At 69.1% G+C, this 17,874-nt stretch carries 16 protein-coding genes and 2 pseudogenes; 12 read left to right on the top strand and 6 right to left on the bottom strand.

Annotated elements, in window-relative coordinates; all coding sequences use genetic code 11:
* Window positions 1–6: 6 nt before the first annotated feature.
* Window positions 7–1,035 (bottom strand): LLM class flavin-dependent oxidoreductase, encoded by a 1,029-nt coding sequence (locus tag ACPW96_RS07980; RefSeq protein ID WP_425882632.1) that lies wholly within the window; start codon window positions 1,033–1,035, stop codon window positions 7–9.
* A gap of 131 nt (window positions 1,036–1,166) precedes the next feature.
* Here ACPW96_RS07980 and ACPW96_RS07975 point away from each other — a divergent pair, with 131 nt between their 5' ends.
* Window positions 1,167–1,916: a hypothetical protein gene (locus tag ACPW96_RS07975; protein WP_425820353.1), complete on the top strand. Its 750-nt coding sequence runs from the start codon at window positions 1,167–1,169 to the stop codon at window positions 1,914–1,916.
* Window positions 1,917–2,040: 124 nt separating this feature from the next.
* Entirely contained in the window at window positions 2,041–2,511 is a 471-nt protein-coding gene (locus ACPW96_RS07970) for a DUF4383 domain-containing protein (protein ID WP_425882631.1), read from the top strand.
* A gap of 90 nt (window positions 2,512–2,601) precedes the next feature.
* Here the strand turns inward: ACPW96_RS07970 and ACPW96_RS07965 are convergent, their stop codons facing one another.
* From ACPW96_RS07965 to ACPW96_RS07950, 4 genes are all read right to left on the bottom strand, one after another.
* Window positions 2,602–3,183, bottom strand: a complete 582-nt coding sequence (locus tag ACPW96_RS07965; RefSeq protein ID WP_425882630.1) for a DUF305 domain-containing protein — start codon at window positions 3,181–3,183, stop codon at window positions 2,602–2,604.
* 96 nt (window positions 3,184–3,279) lie between these two features.
* On the bottom strand, window positions 3,280–4,410 hold the full coding sequence (locus ACPW96_RS07960; RefSeq protein ID WP_425882629.1) for a DUF4349 domain-containing protein: 1,131 nt from the start codon (window positions 4,408–4,410) through the stop codon (window positions 3,280–3,282).
* A complete protein-coding gene (locus ACPW96_RS07955; protein WP_425820357.1) occupies window positions 4,410–4,970 on the bottom strand; it encodes an RNA polymerase sigma factor in 561 nt (186 codons plus the stop codon). Before ACPW96_RS07955 ends, ACPW96_RS07960 begins: the two co-directional genes overlap by 1 nt.
* Window positions 4,971–5,010: 40 nt before the next feature.
* On the bottom strand, window positions 5,011–5,682 hold the full coding sequence (locus ACPW96_RS07950; RefSeq protein ID WP_425882628.1) for a hypothetical protein: 672 nt from the start codon (window positions 5,680–5,682) through the stop codon (window positions 5,011–5,013).
* Here ACPW96_RS07950 and ACPW96_RS07945 point away from each other — a divergent pair.
* From ACPW96_RS07945 to ACPW96_RS07930, 4 genes and pseudogenes are all read left to right on the top strand, one after another.
* Window positions 5,675–6,823 carry a hypothetical protein gene (locus tag ACPW96_RS07945; RefSeq protein ID WP_425882627.1) on the top strand — a complete coding sequence of 383 codons (1,149 nt, stop codon included), beginning with the start codon at window positions 5,675–5,677 and terminating at the stop codon, window positions 6,821–6,823. The two genes, ACPW96_RS07950 and ACPW96_RS07945, sit on opposite strands and share 8 nt — an antisense overlap.
* 29 nt (window positions 6,824–6,852) lie before the next feature.
* Window positions 6,853–7,698 (top strand): DUF4397 domain-containing protein, encoded by an 846-nt coding sequence (locus ACPW96_RS07940; RefSeq protein ID WP_425820360.1) that lies wholly within the window; start codon window positions 6,853–6,855, stop codon window positions 7,696–7,698.
* Between the two features lie 29 nt (window positions 7,699–7,727).
* Window positions 7,728–8,363, top strand: coding sequence for a class F sortase (locus ACPW96_RS07935; protein WP_425882626.1), 636 nt, complete (start codon window positions 7,728–7,730; stop codon window positions 8,361–8,363).
* Between the two features lie 199 nt (window positions 8,364–8,562).
* A pseudogene (locus ACPW96_RS07930) lies at window positions 8,563–9,558 on the top strand (TerC family protein); the annotation flags it as partial.
* A 368-nt stretch (window positions 9,559–9,926) separates the two neighbouring features.
* Here ACPW96_RS07930 and ACPW96_RS07925 read toward each other — a convergent pair.
* Complete coding sequence (locus ACPW96_RS07925; RefSeq protein WP_425882625.1) at window positions 9,927–10,496, bottom strand: hypothetical protein; 570 nt, start codon at window positions 10,494–10,496, stop codon at window positions 9,927–9,929.
* A gap of 777 nt (window positions 10,497–11,273) precedes the next feature.
* On the opposite strand from ACPW96_RS07925, the pseudogene leuC reads away from it, so the two are divergent.
* The 6 genes and pseudogenes from leuC to ACPW96_RS07895 all read left to right on the top strand — a co-directional run.
* Window positions 11,274–12,704, top strand: a pseudogene (leuC, locus tag ACPW96_RS07920) (3-isopropylmalate dehydratase large subunit); the annotation flags it as partial.
* A 122-nt stretch (window positions 12,705–12,826) separates the two neighbouring features.
* Window positions 12,827–13,423, top strand: coding sequence for a 3-isopropylmalate dehydratase small subunit (gene leuD, locus ACPW96_RS07915; RefSeq protein ID WP_425882624.1), 597 nt, complete (start codon window positions 12,827–12,829; stop codon window positions 13,421–13,423).
* Window positions 13,424–13,501: 78 nt separating this feature from the next.
* Window positions 13,502–14,863 (top strand): UDP-N-acetylglucosamine 1-carboxyvinyltransferase, encoded by a 1,362-nt coding sequence (gene murA / locus ACPW96_RS07910; RefSeq protein WP_425820366.1) that lies wholly within the window; start codon window positions 13,502–13,504, stop codon window positions 14,861–14,863.
* 5 nt (window positions 14,864–14,868) lie between these two features.
* Entirely contained in the window at window positions 14,869–15,630 is a 762-nt protein-coding gene (locus ACPW96_RS07905) for a lysophospholipid acyltransferase family protein (RefSeq protein ID WP_425882623.1), read from the top strand.
* Window positions 15,620–16,750, top strand: a complete 1,131-nt coding sequence (locus tag ACPW96_RS07900) for an NAD(P)H-dependent glycerol-3-phosphate dehydrogenase (RefSeq protein WP_425820367.1) — start codon at window positions 15,620–15,622, stop codon at window positions 16,748–16,750. Before ACPW96_RS07905 ends, ACPW96_RS07900 begins: the two co-directional genes overlap by 11 nt.
* Entirely contained in the window at window positions 16,650–17,738 is a 1,089-nt protein-coding gene (locus ACPW96_RS07895; protein ID WP_425882622.1) for a D-alanine--D-alanine ligase family protein, read from the top strand. Before ACPW96_RS07900 ends, ACPW96_RS07895 begins: the two co-directional genes overlap by 101 nt.
* Window positions 17,739–17,874 lie beyond the last annotated feature (136 nt).

The raw sequence follows: 17,874 nt of genomic DNA, 5'->3' as shown, positions 1-17,874 counted from the left end.
AATGTGCTAGACCCGAGTGCCCACCCAGCCGAGCGCCGGAGCAACGAGCGTCGCGAAGGACTCCACCACCCGAAGGTTGAAGTCGACGCCGAGCTGGCTGGGAATCGTCAGCATCAGCGTGTCCGCGCTCTGGATGGCGGCGTCCGCCAGCAGCTGCTCCACCAGCGCGTCGGGCTCGGCGGCGTAGGTCTTGCCGAACGTCGATCGCATTCCGTCGATGATTCCGATCTGGTCGCCGTCCTGTCGGCCGCCGAAGTACATGTGGTCCTCGGCCGTCACCAGCGGGAAGATCGAGCGGCTCACCGAGACGCGCGGTTCGCCGGCGTGCCCCGCCTCGCGCCACGCGGCGCGGAAGGCATCGATCTGCTCTGCCTGCAGGATGTCGAAGGGCCTTCCGTCGGCCGAGGTCAGCAGCGTCGATGACATGAGGTTGACGCCGACGCGGCCGGCCCACTCCGCCGAGTCGCGATTGCCCGCGCCCCACCAGATGCGCGAGCGCAGGCCGGGGGAGTGCGGCTCGATCCTCTGCATCCCCGATCCGCCGCCGAAGGGACTCGAGGCGTCCCGCTCGGCGAGACCCTCGCCCTCGATCGCGCGCAGGAACAGCTCGAAGTGCTTGCGGGCGAGGTCCGCGCCCCGGGGGTCTTTCGAGCCGGTGTAGCCGAACGCCTCGTAGCCGCGCACGACCGTCTCGGGTGACCCACGGCTCACGCCGAGCGCGAGCCGTCCGTCGCTGATCAGGTCGACGGCCGCCGCTTCCTCTGCGAGGTACAGCGGGTTCTCGTACCGCATGTCGATCACGCCGGTGCCGACCTCGATGCGCCGCGTGCGGGCGGCGATCGCGGCGAGCAGCGGCAGAGGGGATGCCTGCTGCCGGGCGAAGTGGTGCACCCGGAAATAGGTGCCGTCGACGCCGAGGTCGTCCATGCCCTGCGCCAGGTCGATCGCCTGCAGCATCGAGTCGCCCGCGGTGAGCTGGCGGCCGCCGCCGAGGGGTCCGTAGTGGCCGAACGAGAGGGTTCCGAAGCGCTGCATGACAGGTGCAACGGTAATCCTCCGGTGTCCATTCCGGTGGATGCGCGCGCCTGCGCAACCGTGGCTCGACGGCCGTCGGCGGGGCCGGATCGCGCGGTGTGCGCCAAGATCGGTGTGTGTACCTGCCTCCGATGTCCGTAACGCCCCCGGAGGACGCTCTGCCGGGGGGCCACTCATATGGCGGAGTGATCCTTCCCGCCGGCGACGTGGAGCTGGATGACCTGCTCGCGCTCCTGCGCGTGATCCGCTTCTCCGGTTGGGTGGCCCCGCCCCAGGACGGCTGGATCGTCGTGCTGGGCGACCCCGGCGCCGGCGTCGTGGCCAACGGCCGGCGCGGCGTCCTCGAGGTCGGCGCGCTCCTCGCGGAGCGCAGCCCCGGCCCGTCGCTCGCCATCCGGGTGCTGCGCGACCGACAGCTGGCACTGGTCGCCTGGCGCGGGGGCGAGGAGTTGGTGCGCTACTGCAGCGATCCGTCACGTGAGCCGGGGGCGGATGAGGACGTCCTGAGCGAGCCTGTCGGAGCGGAATCCGCGGAACTGATCGCGGGGCTGTGGGATCGACCGGATGCCGCGGAGCCGCTCGGTGAACTGCTCGAGGAAGAGCTCGACCCCGACAGCGTCTACGAGTCGGAGCGACTGGGCCAGGTGCTTCGGATGCTGGGGCTGCCCGCGTGGCTCGTCGCCGCCGGCGAACTGCCTCGCCGCATGCCGACGGGTCCCGCACCGTCGGAGCTCACCCGGCTGCGAGCAGGGCAAGCCGGATGGGCGGGGAGGGCGTTCGGGGCGCTCTTGCGGCCCGTGCGCCGACGGCAGACGGCGCCTCCCGTGATCGCGGACCCGCCCAAGGGGAACGACATGGGGTTCGAGGGATGGATGTACTGATCAGTGACACATCCGTCCACGATGTCAAGCCCCCTCCGCGACGTGAAGCGACCGATTTAGCCTTCCGAAAACCGGGCCCACACCCACGTGCGGTCCAGCACCAACCATGTTCGGAGGCATCACCATGAGTGCATCACAACCGGCGAGCACCCGGCGCTTCGCCGAGACGGCCGTTCAGAAGGCGGCACTGATCGTCGGCATCGTCTTCCTGGTCGTCGGCGTCGCCGGATTCATCCCCGGGCTGACGACGGACGTCAACGCCCTGCTGATCGCGGGGCACGAGTCCCACGCGCTGCTGCTCGGCGTCTTCCAGGTCTCGATCCTGCACCACATCGTCCACCTGCTGTTCGGCATCGCCGGAGTCGCCGTCGCCCGCAGCGCCTCGGCGTCGCGGCAGTACCTGATCTGGGGCGGGGTCATCTACCTCGTGCTGTGGATCTTCGGACTGTTCGTGGCGGGGGACAACCCGGCGAACTTCGTCCCGGTGAATACGGCGGACAACTGGCTGCACTTCGTGCTCGGAGTCGGGATGATCGCGCTCGGCCTGCTGCTGACGCGCGATCGCACCAGGACCCGCCGCACCACGACCGCCTGAGCCGGAGAGGCGTCGCTCCCGGGTCGGCTCGTCCGACCCGGGAGCGAAGTGCTCCGACAATGCGCGACCGCACGAGGCGCTTCTCCTCGCTCAGAGCCCGTCGAGGAGTTCCTTCATCCGCTCGATCTCGAGCGTCTGCGCTGCGACGATCTTCTTGGACAGGTCGATCGCGCCCGGGTTCTTCCCCTCCTCGATGTGCTCCTCGGCGATCTCGATCGCGCCTTCGTGGTCGGCGATCATCTGCTCGAGGTAGAGGGAGCCGGCGGCGGTGCCGGAGGCGCTGCGGAGCGCATCGAGATCGGCATCCGTGATCATGCCATCGTCGGCATCCGGCTCTTCCGGCTCGGCGGTGGCATGCCATTCGTCGAGCCATGTCTCGAGCTGGTCGATGTCGGTCTCATAGGCGACCTTGATGCGGTCCGCGAGCTCGGTGACGCTGCCGTCGACATCGTCCTTCTCGAGCACGATGTCGGAGGCGTCGATCGCCTGCTCGTGGTGCGCGATCATCGTGCTCGCGAACTCGATGTCGTCTTCGTTTGCATCGACCGCCGCTCCGGAGGCGTGGTCCATGTCCGACATGTCGTCATCGCCGCCCGCGGTCCCCGCGCATCCGGTCAATATGAGCAGTGCGGCCAGGATCAGCGTCGATGCCGCGCCAGGTCGTGTCTTCATGTCGCTCCCCTTCGATCGAGTCGAACCCCTGCGTCAAGGGTACGCGGGGCAGGCGATTCATCGACGGTGGCCGCCTTTCCGGGCGGCGCGGGACTCCTAGAGCGAAGCGCGCTCGCCGCCGGCATCCTGTGTCGGAGTGGAGCGGCGCGCTGCGCGGCGACGTCGGACGAGCCGCACGATGCCCCACAAGAGAAGCGCGGCCACCCCCACGACCACGATCCACGGGAGAAGGAAGCCGAGCGCGATGACGATGCCGTTGAGCGTTGCGACCAGGGCGTTCCATCCGGTGACCAGGCCGTCGCCGAAGCCGGCGGGGTCGGCCTTCACCGGCGGGGTCTCCGAGGTCAGGTTGACCTGCAGCGATGACATGGCCACCTGGCTCTCGAGCTGAGCGAGCTGCTGCTCGTAACCCTCGAGGAGAGCCTGCCGATCCGAGAGGGCCACCTCTGCGGCGATGAGATCGTCTACGGATGCCGATTGCGACATGAGCTGCGTCAGCCGGTCGACCGAGGCCCGCGTGGCATCGACGCGCGCACGCAGGTCGATCGCCTGGTCGGTGACGTCGGTGCGATTCACCGATACCGCAGTGACCTCCCCGACATCGTCGAGGTCATCGATGGCCGCCTGCAGGTCGTCGGCGGGAACCCGGATACTGACCCAGCCGTAGTTCGAGGACGGCGGCTGTGGCGGGTAGATGGTGGACATGTCGCCGACCATCGGCTCGGCGCCGCCGACAGTTCCCACATTCATGCTCTCGACATAGCCGTCGTACCGGGCCGCGAGGGCGCTCACCTCGTCGGCGCCCGCTGCGACATCATCCACGAGCACGGTGGCGGATGCCGACGCGATGATCTCGCGGGCCGCATCGGCCTGGTCCGTGGCGGCACCGGCCGAGCTGTCGCTGCTGCTCGATTCGTCCGCGGCTTCCAGCCGAGCCGCGTCAGGCGCCACGATCCCGCTCCCGGCGTCGGGGGCGACCGCGGACTGGTCCGCCGAGCTTCCGGCCTCCATCGGAGACACGAGGCCGCCGACCGTCGGCGCGAGCACGGCCGCAGCCACCACGACGACGGCGGCCGCCGCACCGGCGCCCAGCCACGCGCGGCCCCGGCGACTGCGGGCACGCGAGACGTCCCGCGTACGGTCCTCCGCGATCCGGGCGAAGACGCCGGACTCCATGCGGTCGATCGATTCATCGGTCAGTTCGGGCAGGTTCTCGGTGGGAGACATCAGCCTTCCGTTTCTCTCAGAGCGGTCCGCATACGCGTGCGGATGCGCGAGAGACGATTGCGCACGACCCCGTGGGCGACACCGAGTTCGTCGGCGGCCGCCTGGTAGGCGAAGCCCTCCGTGGCGCAGAGCCGGAAGATCTGCTGATCCAGGGCGCTGAGTCCCTCGACCTCCCGCAGGATGCGCGACGCGAATTCCGCATCGATGACCTGCTGCTCCACGTCGACCGTGTCGGGAAGGGTGTCGTCGGCCTCGCCGGCGATGTGCTGGCGATCCCGACGCCGGGCACGGATGCGGTTCGCCGCCTGAAAGCGGCACACCGTTGCGAGCCAGGGCAGGAGCGAGTCTCCGGCCAGCTCGAGCCCCGGAATCCTGCGCCAGGCGACGACGAAGGTCTCCTGCGTGACATCCTCCGCGTCGGCCGGGTTGCCGAGTAGCCGGTGCGCCAGCCAGTACACGGGGCGGACGTACGCGCGGTAGAGCGCGCGGAAGGCCTGCTCGCTGCCGTTCGCGGCCTGCGCCACGAGCTCAGCGTCATCCGTCGCCACCCGCTCGGCCATGCCTCATCCGTTCCGCGCCCGTTCCCAGACGGTCGGCGCCTCATTGTCTCTCACTGATAGGTGTCGAGGCAGGCGAAATCGTCTCAAACGGTCGGCGAAGCGAGCGGGACGCGCGGTCGAAACCCCTGATGCGGCAGGAAGTCAATCCTCCCTCTCCACGCTCTTTCCGGCGGTATGCTTCTTGCTCCTCCTGCCCGAGGAGGTGCGCTTCCGCCGCGTTCCAGCGCGTCGCGACAACCTGAGTACGTCGAGAGCAGAGCCGCCCGATGAACACGCCTCGCCCGCCGGACACCTCGCCCGAGCCTGCCCCGGCGCCAGCGCAGGGGCCCGCAGCAGCGAAGAGCCCAGCGGCGGCAACGACGACGTCCGCGTCCGCGAAGAGGCCCGCGTCCGGCAAGAAGCCCGCGCCAGCGAAGAGCTCGGCGGCGACGAAGAAGCCGACGCCCGCGAAGAGACCCGCCACGGCCGCGAAGCCGACAGCGGCGAAGAAGCCGTCCGCTTCTTCGAAGCCGGCGCCGCCCGTGAGCAAGCCCGCCGCGTCCGCGAAGCCCACTGCGGCGACGTCGCCGGCGCCCGCGAAGAAGCCCACCGCACAGAAGCCCACCGCAACAGGAAAACCCCGCCCGACAGGAAAACCCGCCGCGCGCAACCCGGCGGCGAGCGGAAAGCGACCGGCGGCGAAGCCGGCGGCCGGCAAGCCGCGCGTGACCACTCCGACCGTCACGAAGCCCGCCGCGGACGACCTCGCCGTCCGGGAGTCTCTGTCCAGCGGGGCCACTCCCGTCGCATCGGCCAGGAAGCCGCTGCCCGTGGACGTGCCCGGATTCGTGGTGCCTCCCGTGCCGCCGCTTCCCACGCAGCCTCCCGTGCGGTTCGAGGATCCGGCGCCGATCCCGCCGCCGCGGACGACGCACACGGCCGGCACCCCGCCCGTCCGTCCCGCACATGGGGAACGGCTCACGGGGCCGGGGCGAGGACGGCGCAGGCTCGGCGGAACGCTGCTCTGGCTGGTCCCCGCGGTGATCGCAGCGTGCGTTCTCGGCGCCGTCGCGTACATCGTCACCACCGCTGATCGGCCCGCTCTCATCGAGAGCACCGGCGGATCGCTCACCCCACCTCTGCACGAGGCGAAGGGCTGGCTCATCGAGAATGCGGAGAGAAGCGACCGACTGATCGTCGACGATGCGATGGCCGACGACATGGTGCTCGCAGGTTGGACCGTGGACGACGTGATCGCCTATGAGGAGCTCACGACCGGCTCCGCGGCGGCGTCCGAGCCTCTCACGGCATGGACGGATGCGCGATACATAGTGACGACCGAGGCGTTGCGCACCCCGCCCGATGGCTCCGAAGTGGTGAGCTCCGCCGTGGAGAATTCGGTCGTGGTCGCCTCGTTCGGCACGGGGGCGCAGGCGGTGGAGATCCGACGCATCGTGCCCGAGGGCGCATCGGCGGCATCCGAAGCCGAGCAGAGAGCGGCATCCGTCCGCGCGGCCTACGGAGCCGAACTGGCGCAGAATCGGTCGGTCCGGATGTCGGACGCCGACCGCGCGCTGCTGACGGAGGGCCGCGTGGATGATCGCATCGCCGTCGTGCTGGCGGGGCTCGCCGCACAGGGCGAGGTCACCGTGGCCGGGTTCCCGGTGATCGAAGGCGAGCAGCAGGAGTCGATCCGCGAGGTTGCGCTCATGGACGTTGCCGGCACGACGCTCGTCCGCGACAACCGTCCGTCACCGGAGACCGGGGCCCTCCTCGGCGGCCTTCAGGGCCGCTTCGCCCCCGACGACGTGTACGTCGAGGGCGACCGTCTGATTCTGCGGTACTCCGTTCCGATCGACGCGCTGTTCGACTGATCGAACCGACCATTGGGGAAGGACACACCATGAACAAGCTCACCCTGGACCGGAGGGCGACCTTCCTGGCGGGGCTCGCCGTGCTGCTGGCCGGCGGTGCACCGGGTATGCCCAGCGCGGCGGTGGGGGCAACGGCTCCGCTGGCCGCTCAAGCGGTGCCCGCGGCCGCCCCGGAGGGCGGGTGGCTGAGGCTGGGGCACTTCTCGCCCGACACCGTTGCGGTCGACGTGCGCGTCTCTGCGCTGAGTGGAGGCACCGTCGTGCTCGAACTGCAGGATGTCGCGTACGGCGACATCTCGGGATATCAGTCGCTTCCCGCCGGCACATACGCGATCGGCATGATCCCGTCCGGCTCCGATGACTGGACGCAGCTGGCGGTCTCCGATTCGGTGACGGTGGATCCCTCGAAGGCCGCGACCGTGGCCGCGTACGGCCCCTCGGACGATCTGCAGGTGCAGGCGTTCGCCGACGACCTCACACCACCGAGCGCCGGCACCGCGCGGGTCCGCGTGATCCACACCTCCACCATCGTCCCGAGCGTCGATGTGCAGACGACGACAGGGGTCGTCATCGCCGACGACGCCCAGTCGGGGTCGGCCGCCCCATACGTGTTGGTGCGCCCTGGGACTCTCGAACTCGAATTGACCGGTGAGGGCGTCAGCGACGAGGCGAGCGTCGACGTCGCGGCAGGCACCATCACGACGCTCTTCGTCCTGGACACCGCCGACGGCGGGCTGACGGTCATGCCGGTCATCGACAGTGCCAGCCCCGCGGTCGTCCCGGATGGTGGTGTCGACACCGGCGGCGGCTGGCTCGGCGGCAACCACTCCGAGCGGCACCACGCGGCCGCCCGCTTCGGCATGATCGCGGTCTGAGTCATGCCCACGAGCACGCGGAGTCGGCGTTGACAAGAAGGCCGTCGTTCGCGGCGCTGGCCTCCGCGCTGGCGCTCACCCTGCTGCTCGCGGGGTGTGCGCCGCGCGACAGCGTCGAGATCGCAGGACCGGCTGTCGTCGTCGGGGCCGCCGAGAATCCGCTCGCGGCGGGGCGGATGCAGGATCCGCGTGTCGGGCGGTGGGCGCAGACCCGAGGAGAAGCCTCGACGCCGACGCGCATCCTGATCCCATCCATCGGCGTGGATTCCGGGCTCGAGAGCCTGGGGGTCGGCCCCGACGGGCGACTGGATGCCCCGGCGGACTACGACGCCGCAGGGTGGTACTCCGGCGGTGTCGTGCCGGGGTCGGTGGGTCCCGCCATCATCGCCGGACACATCGACTCCCCGACGGCGCCGGCTGTCTTCGCCCGCCTCGCGTCCCTGACCACGGGCGCCGACGTGATCGTGTCGATGTCGGACGGCTCGGAGCGGAGATTCCGGGTCACCGGGTCGACGCAGTCATCGAAGTCGGAATTCCCGACCGCCGAGGTGTACAGCAACGTGCCGGCCCCCGAACTGCGCCTCATCACGTGCGCCGGCGGCTTCGATGCGGCGTTAGGCCACTACACCGACAACCTCATCGTCTTCGCCGCCCTGACCGGCTGACAGCCGGACCTTCACTGTCAGGGCGTAGGCCGCGGCATCCGCCCTGTATCCTTGGAAGGCGAGAGGGAGTATCCCGTCATCGCGCGTTCGTCACCACGGGAGCCATCGCCGCATCCCCGGGCGCGTGACGCAGCAACCGGATTCGGGTGCTGCGGGGGAGAGACTTTCGACTCTTTGTCCTCCCTCTTGAAAGGCCCGCATGGACCTCCAGCTTCCTCTCTGGTTCGAAATCGGCTCGCTCATCGTGCTGACGCTGATCCTCGCCGCCGATCTGCTGCTCATCCTGAAGCGCCCGCACATCCCCTCGACCCGCGAGTCGACGCTGTGGGTCGTGTTCTACGTCACTCTCGCGCTCATCTTCGCGGGGTTGATGTGGATCTTCGCCGGGCCCGAGTACGCCGGTCAGTTCGTGGCCGGCTGGCTCACGGAGTACAGCCTGTCGATCGACAACCTCTTCGTCTTCGTGCTGATCATGAGCCAGTTCTCGGTGCCGCGGCGCTATCAGCAGGAGGTGCTGATGGTGGGCATCATCATCGCCCTGATCCTGCGAGGGGCGTTCATCCTCGTCGGCGCCGCCGTGATCGAGCAGTTCAGCTGGGTGTTCTACATCTTCGGGGCGTTCCTGGTGTGGACGGCATGGCGGCAGGCCTTCCCCGGTGGCGACCACGACTCGGACGTCAAGCAGGAGAACTTCGTGGTCAGGCTGCTGCGTCGCACGATCGACATCAGCGACCACTACGACGGAGCCAAGCTTCGCACCCTCGTCGACGGCAAGAAGATGTGGACCCCGATGGTCATCGTCTTCGCGGCGATCGGCGTGACCGACCTGCTCTTCGCCATCGACTCGATCCCGGCGATCTTCGGCATCACCACGAGCCCGTTCATCGTCTTCACGGCGAACATCTTCGCCCTCATGGGGTTGCGGCAGCTCTACTTCCTGCTCGGCGACCTGCTCGACCGCCTGCGCTACCTGCACTACGGCATCGCGTTCATCCTCGCGTTCATCGGATTCAAGCTGGTGTTCCACGCGATGCACGTCAACGAGCTGCCGTTCATCAACAACGGAGAGCACATCGAGTGGGCACCCGAGATCTCGACGTGGATGTCGCTCGGCGTCATCATCGTGTCGATGCTCGTGGCCACCGTGGCCAGCCTCATCGCGTCGGCGCGCGACAAGAAGGCCGGCACGGTGGAATCCGCCAAGGCGGTCGCCGACGAGAAGGGCACCCCGGCGACGGTGGACGATGCCGCTGCCGGGCGGGACGCCGTGGCGGGCACCGCGCCCGCGGACCCCGCCTCGTCCCGGGCGTCGGCCCAATCCTCGGCTGGCCAGGGCCCCCTGGACGAGGATCCCGCCGTACCGGACCCCACGAGCAAGCGCGGCCGCGCGTAGCATCCCGCGGCGCCCCCTCGCCGTAAGGAGTCCGTGTATCGCCAGGCCCTTGGGTCGCGAAGGGGCGCAAGCGGCGTGAATCAGCCTCGTGACGACGCGCTTTGCGTCCTTTCGGGACCCGCGCGGCGCGCTGACCGGGACGAGACAGCGGGCGCCGATGCAACCGGTACTCAGGCGAGGCCCCGGAAGCGGAGCGCCCGGCGAGTGCGAGCGATCAGTTCGTGGGGGCGCATCCTCTTCGACACCCTGATGACCAGCCAGCCGGCTTCGGTGAGGTCGTTGTACCGGGTGAGGTCGGTGGCCCACTGCGCGGGGTCCGTGAGGTGCTGTTCGCCTTCATATTCCAGCAGCACCATCCATGGCCGAAATACGAGATCGCCCTTCGTCCATCGCCCAGAGCGCAGCAGGATGCGGCCATTGGCCTCGGGTTCGGGCAGCCCCGCCCGCACCAGCACGAGCCGCGCCCACGTCTCGCGCGACGAGTAGGCGTTGGGCCGCATCTCCGCCCGTGCCTCCCGAAGACGGACCACGCCGCGCATGCCCGACCTTTCCTGTATCGCGCGGTCGATCTCGCCCAGCGTGGCGATGGGAATCGGGAGGCCGATCAGGCGGTCTCCCGCAGCGATGAGGTCGTCCAGAACCAGGAATGTGGCGAGACCACACCATGCCTCGACCGCTTCGACCACGGGCAGCCCGTCGATGCGATCGATCGGCAGCGGCCGGTCAGCGCGATGTCCCATGACTTCCCGTCCTCGTGGTGCCCGATCGCCGTACCGAGCGATGACGTGGAGGCGGGGGTCTCGCTCGAACCAGCCGGGCAGCGGCAGACCGTGGAGGAGCGCAGCCGTTGCGTGGGAGAACGCGTGGTGTCGCGGCATCCGTGTCGCGTAGGAACGGCATCGATCGAGGAGGCTCATCCCTCCTGCCGGCGCCCGCACCCCCTGAAACGGTGACTGCAAGTCGTTGCTGCGAAGCCGATGCGGCCGTACCCCCTTCGCAAGCGCCGAGCCGACGGAGAAGGGCCTATCGCGGAGATCGGCCGGGAGAGGCTCAGGATGACGCATCCGCCAAGCCTCGAACCTCAAATCGCCGACAACCCGCACTCCTGGTTGTCGGTGGAATCCACCCGATCAGTTGCCCCCTGTGCAGAGTGCCGCGAAGGGACGCAGGTTGCTGCCGATGGGGCGCCAGAGCAGCACAATGCGTCCCCTCGGCGTCGCCCGCAGGGATACGACCGACATGCGAGGGGCCCAAGCAGCATGCCCCAGTGTGCCCCGGCCGACGCTGGCGAAAGGACGCGATCTGCGGCACATCGGGCGCCTGAAGCGACAGAATGCGTCCTTTCGCGAAGAAGGGTCGGGGCGCGCCCGGAGCGACCGCTGCTGGGCCGGTGGTATTCTGGCCGGGTGCGGATCGCTCTCCTTCTCCTTAGCGGCCGCGACGAGACCTCGTTCTAGGCCTCTCTCGTCGCGGAGTCTGTTGCGGGCCCACACCCCTAGCTCCAGGAGATTGAACGCATGAGCACCAGCCCGGTTTCCGGCATCCCCGACTCCCCGCGCACACTGGCGGAGAAGGTCTGGGACGACCACCTCGTCGTGAAGGGCGAGAACGGCGAGCCCGACCTGATCTACATCGACCTGCACCTCGTGCACGAGGTCACGAGCCCACAGGCCTTCGACGGCCTCCGCGCCGAGGGCCGACCGCTGCGGCGCGTCGACCTGACGATCGCGACCGAGGACCACAACACGCCGACGCTCGCGATCGACAAGCCGATCGCCGACCTGACGAGCCGCACCCAGATCGAGACGCTGCGCCGCAACGCCGAGGAGTTCGGCGTGCGGCTGCACTCGCTCGGCGATAAGGAGCAGGGGATCGTCCACGTCGTCGGCCCGCAGCTCGGCCTGACGATGCCGGGGATCACGGTCGTCTGCGGCGACAGCCACACCAGCACGCACGGCGCGTTCGGCGCCATGGCGTTCGGCATCGGCACGAGCGAGGTCGAGCACGTCATGGCGACCCAGACGCTGCCGCTCAAGCCGTTCAAGACGATGGCGATCACCGTCGAGGGCACGCTGAAGCCCGGCGTCACCGCGAAGGACATCATCCTCGCCGTGATCGCGAAGATCGGCACCGGCGGCGGGCAGGGCTACGTGCTCGAGTTCCGCGGCAGCGCCATCCGCGCGCTCTCGATGGAGGGACGGATGACGGTCTGCAACATGTCGATCGAGGCCGGTGCACGCGCCGGCATGGTCGCGCCGGATGAGACGACGTTCGCCTACCTCGAGGGCCGCCCGCACGCCCCGAAGGGCCAGGACTGGGAGGACGCCGTCGCCTACTGGCGCACCCTGCCCACGGACGAGGGTGCCGTGTTCGACGCCGAGGTGTACCTCGACGCCGACGAGCTCGAGCCCTTCGTCACGTGGGGCACCAACCCGGGTCAGGGCGTCTCGCTCTCCGGCGTGGTTCCCACCCCCGCCGACATCGCCGATCCGAACGAACGGGCAGCCGCCGAGCGGGCCCTCGAATACATGGACCTGCAGGCGGGCACTCCGCTCAAGGACGTGCCGGTGGATGCCGTCTTCATGGGCTCCTGCACGAACAGCCGCATCGAGGACCTGCGTGCCTTCGCATCGATCGTTCGGGGGCGCAAGAAGGCCGACGGCGTGCGCGTCATGGTCGTGCCCGGCTCGGCCCGCGTGCGGCTGGAGGCGGAGGCGGAGGGCCTCGACAAGGTCTTCACCGACTTCGGCGCCGAGTGGCGGTTCGCCGGCTGCTCCATGTGCCTCGGGATGAATCCCGACCAGCTCGCGCCGGGGGAGCGGTGCGCCTCGACGAGCAACCGCAACTTCGAGGGGCGACAGGGCAAGGGCGGGCGCACGCACCTCGTCTCGCCGCTCGTCGCGGCGGCCACGGCCGTCCGGGGCACACTGTCGAGCCCCAGTGATCTGGAGGAGACGCCGATCTTCGCGGCGGTCGACGCCTCGACAGGCTCGGCGACCGGGATCAATGGCGGGCGGGGGCCGGTCCCTGAGCTCGTCGAAGGGTCGACGCACGAGGGGGCACGCTGACGATGGACAAGTTCATCACCCACACGGGAATCGCGGCGCCGCTGAAGCGCTCGAACGTCGACACCGACCAGATCATCCCGGCGGTCTACCTCAAGCGCGTCACGAAGACCGGCTTCGAGGACGCGCTGTTCGCCGCCTGGCGTCAGGACCCGGACTTCGTCCTGAATCAGCCGGCCTTCCAGGGCGCAAGCGTCCTGGTCGCCGGCGCCGACTTCGGCACCGGCTCGAGCCGCGAACACGCCGTCTGGGCGCTGCGCGACTTCGGGTTCAAGGTCGTGCTCAGCCCCCGCTTCGGCGACATCTTCCGCGGGAACTCCGGCAAGCAGGGGCTCGTCACCGGCCTCATCTCCGAGGAGGACCTGGAACGCATCTGGGCGGCGATCGACGCGGATCCCGGTGTATCGATGACCGTCGACCTGGAGGCGCGGAGCGCCACCCTGGGCGATATCCGGGTTCCTTTCGACATCGATGATTACACTAGGTGGCGGCTCCTCGAGGGGCTCGATGACATCGGGCTCACGCTGCGCAACGAAGACAAGATCGCGCAGTTCGAGGCCCGCCGCGAGGCGTGGCGGCCACGGACGATACCCGTCCCGTGAGCCTGGCGCCCCCATCACCACCGGGGCCGCCGGCTGATTCAGACCACGCGCTCGAACACACCAAGTGAGGCCCATCGCATGACGACCATCCTGAACGAGTCCGCAGTGTCATCCTCGGGAGGGTTGGGCGAAGTCCTTGCCATTCGCGGTGGACGCCCCTTGCGCGGCCGCGTCGAGGTCAAGGGTGCGAAGAACCTCGCCACCAAGGCCATGGTCGCCTCGCTCCTCGGCGACACGCCGAGCGTGCTCCGGGATGTGCCGGACATCAGCGATGTCAAGGTCGTCCGGTCGCTGCTCGAGGTGCACGGCGTCATGGTCGAGGAGGGCGACGAAGAGGGCTCACTCCGGTTCGACCCGCGCGGCGCCGTGTCTGCGCACATGGAGGAGATAGACGCGCACGCCGGCGCCTCCCGCATCCCGATCCTGTTCTGCGGTCCTCTGCTGCACCTGCTCGGCGAGGCGCTGATCCCCGACCTGGGCGGCTGCCGCATCGGCGACCGTCCGATCAACTTCCACATGGACGCGCTGCGTGCGTTCGGCGCGATCGTCGACAAGAGCTATGAGGGCATCCGCATCACGGCCCCGAACGGTCTGACGGGCGCGAACATCGAGCTGCCGTACCCGAGCGTCGGCGCCACCGAGCAGGTGCTGCTGACCGCCGTGAAGGCGAAGGGCATCACGGAGCTCAAGAACGCGGCGATCGAGCCCGAGATCATGGATCTCATCGCCGTGCTCCAGAAGATGGGCGCGATCATCTCCTACGAGCCCAATCGCGTCATCCTCATCGAGGGTGTCGACCGGCTCACCGGGTATGACCACCGCGCCATCTTCGACCGCAACGAGGCCGCATCCTGGGCCTGCGCCGCGCTGGCGACCGACGGCGAGATCTTCGTCGGCGGTGCCAAGCAGCAGGAGATGCTGACCTTCCTCAACGTCTTCCGCAAGGTCGGCGGCTGGTTCGACGTGCGAGAGGACGGCATCCTCTTCCGCCGCGGCGGCCCGCTGAAGCCCGTCGTCGTCGAGACGGATGTGCACCCCGGGTTCATGACCGACTGGCAGCAGCCGCTGATCGTCGCGCTGACTCAGGCCCAGGGCGAGTCGGTCGTGCACGAGACCGTCTACGAGAACCGCCTCGGCTTCACGGAGGCGCTCGTCGCGATGGGCGCCGACATCGTCGTGCACCCGAACGGCATCGACGCCGGCGGGCGGCGCGTGCCGCGGCGCGCGCTCGAGCAGGCGGCCGTCATCAACGGCCCGACGCCGCTGCACGGCGCGGACATCGTGGTTCCCGACCTGCGGGGCGGCTACAGCCACGTCATCGCCGCGCTGACCGCCGAGGGCGAGTCCGTCGTCTCCGGCGTCGGAGTGATCAGCCGCGGTTACGAGAAGTTCTTCGCCAAGCTCGAGGCGCTGGGCGCCGACTTCGACGTCATCGGCTGACGCGCGTGTCTCGCCCTCCGGCATCCGCCGAGAAGACGCGGCCGTCGATCTTCTGGCCCCTCGCCGCCGTCGCCGTTCCCGCGATCGGAGTGCTCGCCGCCATCAAGCTCGATGGCGGTGAGAAGCTGCCCCGCGATGGCGCGTTCGTCATCGCACCCAACCACTACACCGAGATCGATCCGCTCATCGTGGCGGCCGCCGTCTGGCGCGCCGGACGTGCTCCCCGGTTCATGGCGAAGGACAGCCTGTTCAAGGTTCCCGTCCTCGGTTCGATCCTGCGGGCCACGGGCATGGTGCCGGTCGCGCGCGCGTCATCGAGCGCGTCCGCCCGCGCCACGCTGGATGCCTCGGAGCAGCTCGTCGAGCAGGGATCCGGCGTCATCGTGTACGCAGAGGGCACGCTGACGCGCGACCCCGACATGTGGCCCATGCGCGGCAAGACCGGCGCGGTGCGCCTTGCGCTCGAAGCCGACGTGCCGCTCTATCCGATGGCCCATTGGGGCGCGCAGGAGGTCATGGCCCGCTACGGCAAGAAGATCGATGTGTGGCCGCCCCGCAAGAAGGTGCGGGTGCTGATCGGCGACCCGGTGAACCTCGACGCCTACCGCGGCCAGCCGCTCAACCCGGCGGCGCTGGCGGCCGCGACGACACTCCTCATGAACGACATCACGCGTCTCCTCGAGGAGATCCGCGGCGAGAAGGCCCCCGCCGAACGGTGGGACCCCGCGTCGCACTCCCAGAAGGAGACGGGTCGCTTTGAGTCGTAGAGATCCCGCCCCCCGGGTCGCCGTCATCGGCGCCGGCAGCTGGGGAACCACGTTCGGCAAGATCCTCGCCGATGGCGGCGCGCACGTCACCATGTGGGCCCGCCGCCCGGAACTCGCGCACGAGATCGCGGAGGCCAAGCGCAACAGCGGCTACCTCCCGGGCATCAACCTGCCGCGCTCGATGACCGCCACGCATCACCTGTCAGAGGCGCTCGAGGGCGCCGAGCAGGTCTACCTCTCGATTCCGAGCCAGGCGGTGCGCCAGAACCTCAAAGCGGTGCGGCCCCTTCTCTCCGACGGCGAGTCTCTCGTGGTGAGCCTCATGAAGGGGGTCGAGCGCAGCACCGGCCTCCGCATGAGCGAGGTCATCGAGCAGGAGCTGCACATCGACTCCAGCCGGATCGCTGTGGCATCCGGCCCGAACCTCGCCCTCGAGATCGCACGCGAGCAGCCGACGGCCGCCGTGATCTCGTCGACGAGCCGTGAGACCGCGGATGCCGTGGCCCGGCGCGCGCGCAACGGATACTTCCGCACCTTCGTCAACACCGACGTGATCGGCACAGAGTTCGGTGGAGTGCTGAAGAACCTCATCGCCGTCGCCATCGGGATCGTCGACGGCGTCGGATACGGGGAGAACACGAAGGCATCCATCATCACGCGCGGACTCGTGGAGATGACGGACTTCGCCGTCGCGTACGGCGCACACCCCGAGACGCTTCAGGGACTGGCGGGGCTCGGCGACCTCATCGCGACCTGCCAGTCCCCGCTGAGCCGCAACAACACCGCCGGCCGGCTCCTCGGGCAGGGCTACCGCTTCGACGATGTGGTCAAGCAGATGAACCAGACCGCTGAGGGGCTCGCATCGGTTGCGCCCATCCTGCAGCTGGCGAAGGAGGTCGGCGTCGAGATGCCGATCGTGGAGCAGGTGAAGATGGTGCTCGATGGCACCATGAACCCGCGCGACATCGCACCGCACCTGACGACAGACGATGACACCCCGAAGGGTGAGAGGACGCAGAATGGACAAGCCGGCGGTGGCGGTGCTCTTTGGCGGTCGCTCCAGCGAGCACTCGATCAGTTCCGCAACAGCGGGCGGGGTGCTGAGGGCGATCAACCGTGACCTGTACCGGGTGATCCCGGTCGGCATCACCCGGGCCGGCGTGTTCGTGCTCGAGGACGACGACGCCGACAAGTTCGCGATGGACGCCGATCGTCTCCCGGAGGTCGTCGACAACGGCACGCGAGTGCTGTGGCCCGAGGGCGGGGGCGACCGCGCTCTGCGTGTTCGCCGAGCGGACGGCATCGTCGACGAGCTGGGCGACGTGGATGTCGTGCTGCCCATCCTGCACGGGCTGCACGGCGAGGACGGGACGATCCAGGGCTTCTTCGACACGCTGGAGCTCCCGTATGCGGGCGGTGGCGTGCTGGACTCGGCGCTCTGCATGGACAAGCACTTCATGAAGATCGCCCTCGAGGCGTCCGGCGTGCCGGTGTCGCCGTGGGTGACCGTGCGGGCTGCGCGGTGGGCAGCGGACCCCACTGGCGTCCGAGCGGATGCCGAGGGCCTGGGTCTTCCCGCGTTCGTCAAGCCGGCCAGGGCGGGCTCGAGTGTCGGCGTCTCGAAGGTGTCGGAGTGGACCGAGCTCGATGCCGCGCTGGAGCTGGCTTTCGCCGAGGACGACAAGGTCCTCATCGAGACGGGCATCGACGGGCGGGAGATCGAGGTGGCGATCCTCGGCGCGCGACCCGGGCATCCCGTGCGTGCGTCGCTTCCGGGCGAGATCGTGCTCACCACCCGCGAGTTCTACGACTTCGAGGGGAAGTACCTCGGGGGCGCCGGAGTGGATGTCGTCTGCCCGGCCGACCTGCCGGCTGAGGTGGTCCGCGACATCCAGCAGCTCGGCATCCGTGCCTTCGAAGCGGTCGATGGACAGGGGCTCGCGCGCGTCGACTTCTTCGCGACGCCGCAGGGGCTGGTCGTGAACGAACTCAATACGATGCCGGGCTTCACGCCGATCTCCATGTTCCCCAAATGCTGGATCGCGTCGGGGATGACTTATCCCGCACTCATCAGCGAGCTCATCGAAGGCGCTCTCGCCCGAGGCTGAGCAGAGCGAGGCGACCGACCGCCCCCGTCCTCGGTTCTCCGGAACAGGGCGTACAGTGTACGGAGACCTGTTCTGGGGGTGGGTCTGAGACGTCTGTTCTGGGGATGGACGTCGGGCGCTCGTCTGCGGACGGACG

It is taken from the genome of Micromonospora sp. DT81.3 (assembly GCF_049847225.1).
GTDB lineage: Bacteria > Actinomycetota > Actinomycetes > Actinomycetales > Microbacteriaceae > Microbacterium.
This window is presented reverse-complemented; position numbering and strand designations above follow the sequence as displayed.

What these genes read in the sequence shown, in the direction of transcription:
- ACPW96_RS07980 (WP_425882632.1), bottom strand. Translation starts at nt 1,035, where the DNA reads ATGCAGCGCTTCGGAACCCTCTCGTTCGGCCACTACGGACCCCTCGGC.
- ACPW96_RS07975 (WP_425820353.1), top strand. Translation starts at nt 1,167, where the DNA reads ATGTCCGTAACGCCCCCGGAGGACGCTCTGCCGGGGGGCCACTCATAT.
- ACPW96_RS07970 (WP_425882631.1), top strand. Translation starts at nt 2,041, where the DNA reads ATGAGTGCATCACAACCGGCGAGCACCCGGCGCTTCGCCGAGACGGCC.
- ACPW96_RS07965 (WP_425882630.1), bottom strand. Translation starts at nt 3,183, where the DNA reads ATGAAGACACGACCTGGCGCGGCATCGACGCTGATCCTGGCCGCACTG.
- ACPW96_RS07960 (WP_425882629.1), bottom strand. Translation starts at nt 4,410, where the DNA reads ATGTCTCCCACCGAGAACCTGCCCGAACTGACCGATGAATCGATCGAC.
- ACPW96_RS07955 (WP_425820357.1), bottom strand. Translation starts at nt 4,970, where the DNA reads ATGGCCGAGCGGGTGGCGACGGATGACGCTGAGCTCGTGGCGCAGGCC.
- ACPW96_RS07940 (WP_425820360.1), top strand. Translation starts at nt 6,853, where the DNA reads ATGAACAAGCTCACCCTGGACCGGAGGGCGACCTTCCTGGCGGGGCTC.
- ACPW96_RS07925 (WP_425882625.1), bottom strand. Translation starts at nt 10,496, where the DNA reads ATGGGACATCGCGCTGACCGGCCGCTGCCGATCGATCGCATCGACGGG.
- leuD (WP_425882624.1), top strand. Translation starts at nt 12,827, where the DNA reads ATGGACAAGTTCATCACCCACACGGGAATCGCGGCGCCGCTGAAGCGC.
- murA (WP_425820366.1), top strand. Translation starts at nt 13,502, where the DNA reads ATGACGACCATCCTGAACGAGTCCGCAGTGTCATCCTCGGGAGGGTTG.
- ACPW96_RS07895 (WP_425882622.1), top strand. Translation starts at nt 16,650, where the DNA reads ATGGACAAGCCGGCGGTGGCGGTGCTCTTTGGCGGTCGCTCCAGCGAG.